Below are 10149 nucleotides of genomic sequence, written 5' to 3' on the forward strand. Positions count from 1 at the left end.
CTACTCCTGTTCAAACTTCTGGGGGTGAAAAAGGCTAGTTGGTGAGGCGCACAATGGTGGCTCCGAACGCGTCCACCGGGCCCAGCGAGTAACCGTCGGCCAGGGACACGTACCTGACGAAGCTGCCGATGATTCCGCGGCAGTTTCCGGTGCAGGAGAGCGCCGAGGGGACGTCGGGGCTCGAATTGCGGAAGGCGTCCGGCAAGGTGCTGTTGCCGCTGAACTTCCACCCCGTGACTTTGAAGGCGGCAAATGACTTCAGGTGGTACACGGCCCCGCTTCCGGTGCCCGTCACGGCGTCGAAAACCGGGAGCAGGACGATGACGTCGCGTCCGGCGGCAATGTTGTCGGCCCACTTTTGCAGGGTGGCAGCGCAGTTGCCGGGCGAACTGTTGCCCGGTGCGCTTCCGCCTTCGCTGACTGCGAGGTTGATCGTTCCGCCGCAGACGCCAAGGTCCTGGACGAGCCAGCCGAACCCGCCGGCCACGGCCGCTCCCGAAGGACCGTACAGGCAGCCCGGGTTGGCGCCGGTTCCGTGGTCCTGGAGCAGTTGCAGGGCTCCCCCGATGTAGCCCTGCACCTGGCAGACGGAAAAGGCGAGGGGGAACGCCGTCCTGCCGGCGTAGGCGCTGCCCCACTCGACCTTCGAGGTGGTCTCGACGTCCGCTGTGCCGAAGCCGAGGGCCCTGGCAAAGAAGAGCGAAACCCCGCCCTGGGATGCGCCGGCCCGTTTGGCCCCGCCCGTCACGGTCACCTTGCGGTTCACCAGGTCGAGGTTGACCGACTTGACGTTGCTCGCGCCGTCCACGGCGTTCTTGTTGACGAGGTCGGCCGCGAGGTGGGAGGCCGCCAGGCAGTTCGGGTCGACGATGTTCGCTGCGCATTTTTGCGCGACGGCAAGGGCCGCAGCATCGGAGCCGTTCTGCACCTGAGCCCGTTCGGAATACAGCATTCCCGCATCCACTGCGAAGGCCGCGAACCCAAGGAGCACCACAAGCGCCAGTGCGATCAGCACAGCGACTCCGCCGCGCTCGCCGTCTTCGCCGCGGGGCATTAGCCGGCGCATACCATGACTCCTACGCCTTGCATCGGGAACGGACCGGCGATACCGGTAAGGGTGGTGAGCGTGTAGTTGATGGTCACCGACATCTGGCCGCCGGAAGTGCAGCTCGCCTGGCTGAAGGTGAAGTTGGCGTCCGCGAGCCGCGGATTCAGGGAGACGGCCGCATTCTTGGCCGCCGTCCTGGCCGCAGCTTGGTCGTTCGAGATCGCCATGACTCGGACTCCTTCGCGGGCCGCGTTGGACAGGGAAACCTGTGCGTTGTAGGCCCTGCCGAATTCCATGATTCCCAGCAGGAGCAGGACCAGCACGGGGGCAAGCAGGGCGAATTCGACTGCCACGGCGCCGCGTTCTGAGTTCCTGGACATAGGGAACTGCCTTTCGTGCTGCAGCGTTGTATGCGACTCAAACGGGAGTTGAGGCAGGGGGCGCCTGATTGGAAGGTGCAGGTGGGTGGGGAAGCGGCCCCGCCCACCCGCACGGTTCCGGGACTGGCTGCTACTTCGAGCAGCTGCCGACAACCGCCGCCGTTGAACCGGAGGCCGGTGCAGACGCGGTCCAGGTGCCGCCCTTGACGCTACATGCCGTGCTGTTGAACAGTTCCGTGAGGGTTCCGCCCAGCAGGCCGACGGCGACGATGATGACGACGGCGATGAGGGCGACCATGATGCCGTATTCGACGGCGGTGGCGCCTTTTTCATCGCGGCGGAGGCGGGATGCGGTGTTGGAGATGAGAGAAAACATTTGATAACTCCTGAGCGAGTTTGGGGGGATTCGGGCTGGCCCAGCACCAGCTCACAATCAACATAGCAACGCCCAACACCGCGTTGCCGGGTCCTTGGAACATCCTGTGGGAATGCTCGCCAAACTGCGCAAATCCTGCGTTAAACCCGGGGAAACCCCGGCTTCGGAACCCTGTTGAGGAACCCCTAGGGACTCAGCCCATCGCCGGCGCAAATACGCCGCGCGGGGCCAACTGCCGGCGGGCCCAGCCGGCCAGCTTCTTGCCCTTGCCTTTCCACCAGTTGTCCTCGTCCTTGTCCTGGTGGAAGCGGAAGATGATCGTCACCATCACGAAGACGCCCAAGGCCAGATCGGCCCAGGACAGCCTGATGACATCGACCAGGACACTGACGGCCATGACGAGGAGGGACGGCACGGCCAGGGTCCGGAAGACGGTGCTGGCCAGGTAGCGGCGGTGCGAGCGGGGCACGGAGAGGGCACGCACCAAATCGCAGCACAGGCAGGCAACCACCATCGTCTGGCCCAGGGTCATCAGGATCAGGCCGGGCAGCGACCCCGCGAACATGGCGGCGGATTCCATTCCCGCGCTCATCGCACTGCCTCCGTCACCAGGCGGCGCGGAAGAGGAACAACGGGATTGCAGATAGCAGACATCGTATGACCCCCAGAGTCATGAACGGCGGTTGAGACCAGCTACGCTCCATTGAATCCGCAGCCGCCAAAAGCTGTCACGAGTGGCAGGTACTCCATTTTCGGGGGCGGCATTTCGCGTAATTCCGGGGCGTGTACTCAATTCCCTACGCAGGAATAGCGCGTACTACTTGCTTCGTCCCTGGGCCCCGGCCCCCGCGTCCTGCGGAACGCGCATGAGCGTGACCCAGGACTCGAGCTGGGAACGCAGTTGCTCCGGGGAGTGGTGCGACGGCGAGAGGGTCGCCGTGATCTGCGCGCCAAGCACGAACGTCATGATTCCGCCAACCACGTCGTCGTCCTCCAGGCCGCCCTTCAGTTCGCCGGCGTCCCGGGCTTCGCGCAACCGGCCGAAGAGCTCCCGGCGCCACTGTTCCATGGACCTGTCGTGGAGGGCTGCCTTCTCCGGATCGGTCAGGGCGCGCTGCCAGTACGCGATTGCGATCCGGGCTTCGTTCAGCCGCTCCGCGTCGAGCGGAAGGATCTCATGGCAGAAGCTGCGCAGCGCGGCGAGGCCTTTCAGGCCGCCTGACACGGTTCCGATCCGTGCATTCGTCTGGTTGAAAACGTGGGCGAAGGCAAAGGAGAGGAGGTCGTCCTTGGTGGGGAAATAGGGTTTGAGCGCACCGTTGGCGAAGCCGGCTTCCGTGGCGATCTCGCGCATCGTGGCGCCCTCGATCCCCCGCCTGGCAATGATCCGCCAGGTGGCCTCAACCAGCTCCACGCGGCGCTTGTCATGATCGACGATTTTCGGCACGCAGCCCCCCGAATCTTTTTTCTACAACCGTTGTGACTCAGCTTACACACTGCTATTGTCTACGCACATAGAAAATAAACCGCCGTTCCCAAGGGGCTTATCCATGAGCGCATCCACCATTCCCGAAACCGCCGCAACCACCGCCTACTCCCCCGTCACCGCCGGCGAGATCACCGCCGTCAAGGCCGTCCTCGCCGACGCCGGGCTGTTCGACGAATCCGCCCGGGTGGCCTACCTCGGCCTCCTCGATCCACCACGCAACACCGCGGATCACGCAGCAGAGGCGGCGGACCGCCGCTTCCGGGTCTTCCTGCACAACGTGGCCACCGGGACTGCGCGCGACGTCGTCGTCTCCCTGGATACCGCGGACACCAGGCGCGGCGGGATCGTCCGCAACGCCGAACTGGACACCGCAGTCGCCGGCGAACTCCCCGTCATCGAGGAAGAGTTCGAACTGGTCGAAGCCGTGCTGGCCCAGGACGAACGCTGGCTCAAGGCCCTCGCCGCGCGGAACCTCGACGTCGCCAAGGTGCGGGTCGCGCCCCTGTCCGCCGGCGTCTTCGAGTACCCCGAGGAGAAGGGCCGCCGCATCCTGCGCGGGCTGGCGTTCGTCCAGGAGTTCCCCGAAGACAACGCCTGGGCGCGCCCCGTGGACGGACTGGTGGCCTACGTTGACGTGGTCAACAAGGAAGTCACCCAGGTGCTGGACTTCGGCGCGATGCCGATCCCCTCAGAGCACGGCAACTACACCGACCCGGAACTGACCGGCCCGCTGCGCACCACCCAGAAGCCCCTCCACATCACCCAGCCCGAGGGCCCCAGCTTCAGCATCCGGGGCGGGAACCACCTCGAATGGGAGAAGTGGAGCCTCGACGTCGGGTTCGACGTCCGCGAAGGCGTGGTGCTGCACAATGTGGCGTTCGACGACGGCGGCCGCCGCCGCAGCATCCTCAAGCGGGCGTCCATCGCCGAAATGGTGGTCCCCTACGGTGATCCCTCCCCCGTGCGCTCCTGGCAGAACTACTTCGACACCGGCGAGTACCTGGTGGGCCAGTACGCGAACTCGCTGGAATTGGGCTGCGACTGCCTCGGCGAAATCACCTACCTGAGCCCCGTGGTCAGCGACTCCTTCGGCAACCCGCGCGAAATCCGCAACGGCGTCTGCATCCACGAAGAGGACTGGAGCATCCTGTCCAAGCACAGCGACTTGTGGAGCGGCGTCAACTACACCCGCCGCAACCGCCGCCTGGTGGTCAGCTTCTTCACCACCATCGGCAACTACGACTACGGCTTCTACTGGTACCTCTACCTGGACGGCACCATCGAATTCGAAGCGAAGGCCACCGGCGTCGTCTTCACCAGCGCCTTCCCGGAAGGCGGATCGGACAACATCTCCCAACTGGCACCGGGCCTCGGCGCCCCCTACCACCAGCACCTCTTCAGCGCCCGGCTGGACTTCGCCGTCGACGGCTTCAGCAACCGTGTGGAGGAGGAAGACGTGGTCCGGCAGGCCATGGGACCGGGCAACGAACGCGGCAACGCGTTCTCCCGCAAACGCACAGTGCTCACCAAGGAATCCGAGGGCGTCCGTGAAGGCGACGCACGCAACGGCCGCACCTGGATCATCTCCAACCCTGAATCCAGGAACCGGCTGGGCGAAGCCGTGGGGTACAAGCTGCACAGCGAAAACCAGCCCACCCTGCTGGCCGACCCCGGTTCCTCGATCGCCCGTCGCGCAGCCTTCGCCACAAAGGACCTCTGGGTGACCCGTTACGCCGAGGACGAGCTCTACCCCACCGGCGACTTCGTCAACCAGCACTCCGGCGGGGCGGGCCTGCCGTCCTACATCGCCCGGGACCGGGACATCGATGGGCAGGACATCGTGGTGTGGCACACCTTCGGCCTGACCCACTTCCCGCGCCCCGAAGACTGGCCGATCATGCCGGTGGACACGGTGGGCTTCAAGCTGCGTCCCGATGGGTTCTTCGACCGCAGCCCGGTGTTGGACGTTCCGGCGTCGAAGCCTGCCGGCGGCCACTGCCACAGCGGGCGCTGAGCCGGCCCGGAACCGCAGGAGATCCCATGTACACGGTGCTCACCGCTGTGATGCTGGCTTGCTGCGCGGTCGGCGTCCTGTGCCCCCTGCGCGAAGGAAGACGGCGGGGCGGTGTTCTGCGGTGCGGCGTCCTGGGGAATTTCGGCCAGTGGGGGCCGATGGCCGTGATGCTGGCCGCGATGGCGGACACCACCGCCGGCCCGGGCCTGCTCCCCGGAGTGGTGTGGGCGCTGCTCCTGCTGCTGGCGGCACCCTTACCGCTGGTCCTGCTGCGCCGGGAACACCGCAGCGGCATGGAACTGCACCGGGCCCTCTCCGTCCTGGGGATGTTCGCACTCCTCGTCACCGGCCTCCAGCCGGTGGCGGGGAGCGCACTCCACAGTGCCCACGCGCATCAGGGCGGAGGCGGGTTCACGCCTTTCCTGGCCGCCGCGCTCGCCGCCGCCGTCGCGGGCTATTCGGTGCTGCTGGCCATGCGGGGGCTGCGGTCCCGCCGGCTGGTCCACCCCGTCGAGGCGTTCTCCTCGGCGGGGGCCCTCGGGGCCATGCTCCTCATGGCCGCCTGAGCTGTTGGCGGTGGACCTGTTCAGCGGTGGACCTGCTCCGCTGCGGACTTTGTTCACCCGCCAACAACTGCCCTTCCCGGATAGACAAGCCGCCCCACCGCGGGGCAGGCAGACTCAACACACCGCCTGCGGCCAGGCCGCCGGCGGACACCAACTACTCAGAGTGGAGTGACACCTTGGAAAGCTACGACGCCTTGCTGGCCTCGATTGCCCCGGTTGCGGGCCAGAACACCCGGACGATCCTGGATCCTGCGACCGGCGCCGTCGTCGGCCAGGCCCCGGTCCACACCCTCGAGGACCTCGAACAGGCCATCGCGTCCGCCGCCGAAGCCCAGCCGGCCTGGGCCGCGGCCGGCCACGACGCCCGCTCCGCCGCGCTGCTCAGGGCAGCCGACGCCGTCGAACGCAACGCCGAAGAACTCGCCCAGTTGCTCTCCCGCGAACAGGGCAAGCCCCTGAACGGACCCAACGCCCGCTTCGAAGTCGGCGCCTGCGCCGCCTGGCTGCGCACCGCCGCCACCACCGTTTTGGAGCCCGAGACGGTAGTGGACGACGGGACAACCCGCGCCGAACTGCACTACCGGCCCATCGGCGTCGTCGGCGCCATCGGCCCCTGGAACTGGCCCATGATGATCACCATCTGGCAGATCGCCCCCGCCCTGCGCATGGGCAACACCGCCGTCGTCAAACCCTCCAAGATGACGCCCCTGTCCGTCCTGGCCCTGATCAAGGTCCTCAACGAGGAACTGCCTGAAGGCATCCTGCACGTGGTCGCCGGCGACCGGCACGTCGGCGCCCGCCTGGCCGAACACCCCGCGATCGGCAAGGTCATGTTCACCGGCTCCACCGCCGCCGGCCGCGAAATCATCCGCTCCTCCGCCGACACCGTCAAACGCCTCACCCTCGAACTCGGCGGCAACGACGCCGGCATCGTCCTGCCCGACGCCAACCCCCAGTCCATCGCCCAGGACCTCTTCTGGGGCGCCTTCATCAACACCGGCCAGACCTGCGCCGCCCTGAAGCGCCTCTATGTGCACGACAGCATCTACGACGCCGTCTGCACCGAGCTCACCGCCGTCGCCAAGGCCATGCCCATGGGTATCGGCCTGGACGAAAACAACGTCCTCGGACCCCTGCAGAACAAAGCCCAGTACGACGTCGTCGCCACCCTGGTCGAAGCAGCCCGCGACTCCGGCGCCCGGATCCTCACCGGCGGCAACCCCGACCCGGAACAGCCGGGCTACTTCTACCCCGCCACCCTGATCGCCGACATCGACAACGACAACCCCCTCGTCACCGAAGAACAATTCGGCCCCGCCCTGCCCATCATCCGCTACAGCACCGTGGACGACGCCGTCCAGATGGCCAACGCGCTCGACGTCGGACTCGGCGCCTCCGTCTGGTCCACCGACCCCGCCGCCGCCCGCGACGTCGCCGCCCGCCTCCAGGCCGGAACCGTCTGGATCAACAAACACGGCGCCGTGGACCCCCGCGTCCCCTTCGGCGGCGCCAAACAATCCGGCTACGGCCTCGAATTCGGCACCGAAGGCCTCAAAGCCCTCGGCATCCCCCAGGTCATCAACGGCTAAGCCCATCAACGGCTGACACCGCAGAGCCAAAAGGGCACCACCGGAGCAGTTCCGGCGGTGCCCTTTAGGCTGTGGAAGGATGCCTGTGGAAGGCTTAGACCGCCACTTCGAGGAAGCCGTCCACGATCCGCGTGGCAAAGCAGTCCAAGCGAAGTCCCGGGGTGGTGAAGCATTCGCCGGTCTGCAGGTCGTAGACCTCCTTGTGCAGCGGCGAGGCGATGGTGGGACGTCCGCCACGGGAGCCGGTGATGCCGCGGGCCATGACGTTGGACAGCGTGGCGGGGTCCTGCTGGGTCACGGCATAGACCTCACCGGACTCCAGGCGGAACAGCGCGAGCTGCCTGCCGTCCACCAGCGCGGCCTCGCCCCAGGCGAATTCCAACTCCTCGACGGCGCAGACGCGGTGCCACGCGCCGGCCTGCTCTTCAACCGGACGTTCGATGCTTTCAAGACCAATGGCCATGGTTCAACCCCTATCGCTTGGCCCGCCGGGCGGCGGCTCCGATGCCGCCACCGGACAGGCAGTGTGCAGCCAGACAACAACGCTAGGTGCGGGATGTTTCGGCCGGATGCGGCCTGTGTGTCGGCCCCGTAAAGGAGTACTCACAGCGGCGTGAAAGCCGTGGTGATGCGAAAGTTAAGCCCCCGAAACAATCGGGAAACTGTCGCGAAACTGCCCGTCCATATGCTGCTGGAAGGAGTCGTAGAGGACGTTCTGCGGCGCATGTGAAAGGGTGCCGATGAACGCACACACCACCAGCCCCAATGCCCCGCGCCGGATTGTCGTTGTCGGCGGCGGACCCGCTGCCCACCGCTTCGCGGATGCCATGCATACGCGCGGCCTCGAGGGATGGCAGCTCACGGTGCTCACCGAAGAGGCCCACCTGCCTTACGACCGTGTGGCGCTGAGCAAGGCCCTCACCGACATGGACCATGACCTCACCCTGGGCGACGCCGCCATGTGGGATCAAGAGGCACTGGACCTGCGCACCGGCGAACGCGTGGTGAAGATCAACCCGGGGTCCAGGACCGTGGAAACTGCGGCCGGCAACAACTATGACTACGATGCCCTGGTGATTGCTACGGGATCGAACGCAGCCCGCCTGCCCATCCCCGGCGCCGAGCACACCCATGTCTACCGGACCCTCGAAGACGTGTGGGCCATCAACGCCGCGATTGCGGCGCTGCGCGAAAAGCTCGGCCGCGAGGTCACCGCGGTGACCATCGGCGGCGGCCTGCTGGGCTTGGAGGCCGCGGCCGGCACCGAGCAGTTGGGCGCCACCCCCGTGGTGATCGACGGCGCCAACTGGCTGATGGCCACGCAGCTCGATGAAGGGGCCGGCCAGGCGCTCGGCCGCCTCATCAAGGAAAAGGGATTCGAGATCCACGGCGGAGTGTTCCCCTCCGAGGTCCTGTCCGACGACGACGGCCAGGTCACCGGCGTCCTGATGGCCGATGGCCGGACCATCGCAGCGGATATGGTGATTGTCGCCATCGGCGTGCGTCCGCGCGACGAGCTGTTCCGGGCGGCCGACGGCGAGGAGCAGCTGTTCTCACTGGGTCCCCGCGGCGGTGTGGTCATCGACGAGGCCTGCGAGACCGAGATTCCCGGCATTTACGCGATCGGTGAGGTGGCGAACTTCGGCGGGATGTGCCTGGGCTTGGTGGCTCCTGCGAACACGATGGCCGAGATCGTCGCGGACCGCCTGCACGGCGGGGCGGCGACCTTCCCGGGCTTTGACACCGCCACCAAGCTCAAGCTCTCCGGCGTGGACGTGGCCAGCTTCGGCGACGCCTTCGCCAAGACCGAGCACGCCCTGGAAATCGTCTACGCCGACCCCGCCCGCGGCGTCTACCAGAAAATCGTCACCACCGACGACGCCAAGACCCTGCTCGGCGGCATCTTCGTCGGCGACGCCACCCCCTACATGAGCCTGCGCCCCCTCCTGGGCCGCGAACTCCCGGCAGAACCCGGCGCCTTCCTCTCCGCCGCCGGCGGCGGCGAAGCCCCCGAAACCGAACTGCCGGACGACGCGATCCTGTGCTCCTGCAACAACGTCGCCGCCGGCAACATCCGCGACGCCATCAACGGCTGCGGCAGCTGCGAGGGCAACGCCCCGGTCCAGGACCTGGCCGAACTCAAGAGCTGCTCCCGGGCCGGCACCCAGTGCGGCTCCTGCGTGCCCATGCTCAAGAAACTCCTCGAAACCGAACTGACCAAGTCCGGCGTCGAGGTCTCCAAGGCCCTGTGCGAACACATCAGCCTCTCCCGCCAGGAACTCTTCGAAACCATCCGCATCCTGGAACTGACCTCCTTCGAAGACATCATGGCCCGCTACGGCACCGGCGCAGGCTGCGACATCTGCAAACCCACCATCGCATCGATCCTCGCTTCGCAGCATTCGGCGTATGTCCTGGATGCGGGGCGGGGAACGCTGCAGGACACCAACGACCGCGCCCTGGCCAACATGCAGAAGGACGGCACGTATTCGGTGGTTCCCCGGATTGCGGGCGGTGAGATCACGCCGGACGGATTGGCCGTGATTGCGGCGGTGGCCAAGAAGTATGGCCTGTACACGAAGATCACCGGCGGGCAGCGCATCGACATGTTCGGCGCCCGGCTCGAACAGCTCCCGGAAATCTGGAAGGAACTGGTCGACGCCGGCTTCGAATCCGGCCAGGCCTAC

At 66.7% G+C, this 10149-nt stretch carries 10 protein-coding genes; 4 read left to right on the forward strand and 6 right to left on the reverse strand.

Annotated features, from left to right (window positions below; genetic code table 11):
- Positions 1-34: 34 nt before the first annotated feature.
- From D3654_RS02600 to D3654_RS02620, 5 genes are all read right to left on the reverse strand, one after another.
- The gene (locus tag D3654_RS02600) at positions 35-1066 is read right to left on the reverse strand and encodes a Tad domain-containing protein (RefSeq protein ID WP_120519970.1); all 1032 of its coding nucleotides are present in this window, start codon (positions 1064-1066) and stop codon (positions 35-37) included.
- Positions 1054-1428 carry a TadE/TadG family type IV pilus assembly protein gene (locus D3654_RS02605; protein ID WP_120519971.1) on the reverse strand — a complete coding sequence of 125 codons (375 nt, stop codon included), beginning with the start codon at positions 1426-1428 and terminating at the stop codon, positions 1054-1056. Before D3654_RS02605 ends, D3654_RS02600 begins: the two co-directional genes overlap by 13 nt.
- 130 nt (positions 1429-1558) lie before the next feature.
- Positions 1559-1804: a Flp family type IVb pilin gene (locus tag D3654_RS02610; protein ID WP_120519972.1), complete on the reverse strand. Its 246-nt coding sequence runs from the start codon at positions 1802-1804 to the stop codon at positions 1559-1561.
- Between the two features lie 193 nt (positions 1805-1997).
- A complete protein-coding gene (locus tag D3654_RS02615; protein ID WP_245413036.1) occupies positions 1998-2396 on the reverse strand; it encodes a hypothetical protein in 399 nt (132 codons plus the stop codon).
- Between the two features lie 225 nt (positions 2397-2621).
- The gene (locus D3654_RS02620) at positions 2622-3251 is read right to left on the reverse strand and encodes a TetR/AcrR family transcriptional regulator (protein ID WP_120519973.1); all 630 of its coding nucleotides are present in this window, start codon (positions 3249-3251) and stop codon (positions 2622-2624) included.
- Between the two features lie 103 nt (positions 3252-3354).
- Here D3654_RS02620 and D3654_RS02625 point away from each other — a divergent pair, with 103 nt between their 5' ends.
- The 3 genes from D3654_RS02625 (at position 3355) to D3654_RS02635 (ending at position 7462) form a co-directional block, all read left to right on the forward strand.
- A complete protein-coding gene (locus D3654_RS02625; protein ID WP_120519974.1) occupies positions 3355-5307 on the forward strand; it encodes a primary-amine oxidase in 1953 nt (650 codons plus the stop codon).
- 26 nt (positions 5308-5333) lie between these two features.
- Entirely contained in the window at positions 5334-5873 is a 540-nt protein-coding gene (locus D3654_RS02630; RefSeq protein WP_120519975.1) for a hypothetical protein, read from the forward strand.
- Positions 5874-6049: 176 nt separating this feature from the next.
- Positions 6050-7462: an aldehyde dehydrogenase family protein gene (locus tag D3654_RS02635; protein WP_120519976.1), complete on the forward strand. Its 1413-nt coding sequence runs from the start codon at positions 6050-6052 to the stop codon at positions 7460-7462.
- Between the two features lie 94 nt (positions 7463-7556).
- Here the strand turns inward: D3654_RS02635 and nirD are convergent, their stop codons facing one another.
- Positions 7557-7925 carry a nitrite reductase small subunit NirD gene (gene nirD / locus D3654_RS02640; RefSeq protein WP_120519977.1) on the reverse strand — a complete coding sequence of 123 codons (369 nt, stop codon included), beginning with the start codon at positions 7923-7925 and terminating at the stop codon, positions 7557-7559.
- A gap of 277 nt (positions 7926-8202) precedes the next feature.
- Here nirD and nirB point away from each other — a divergent pair.
- Positions 8203-10149, forward strand: a 1947-nt coding sequence (nirB, locus tag D3654_RS02645) for a nitrite reductase large subunit NirB (RefSeq protein ID WP_162943599.1), incomplete at its 3' end; no start/stop codon positions are given.

It is taken from the genome of Arthrobacter celericrescens (assembly GCF_003614925.1).
In the GTDB taxonomy this organism is placed as follows: domain Bacteria; phylum Actinomycetota; class Actinomycetes; order Actinomycetales; family Micrococcaceae; genus Arthrobacter; species Arthrobacter celericrescens.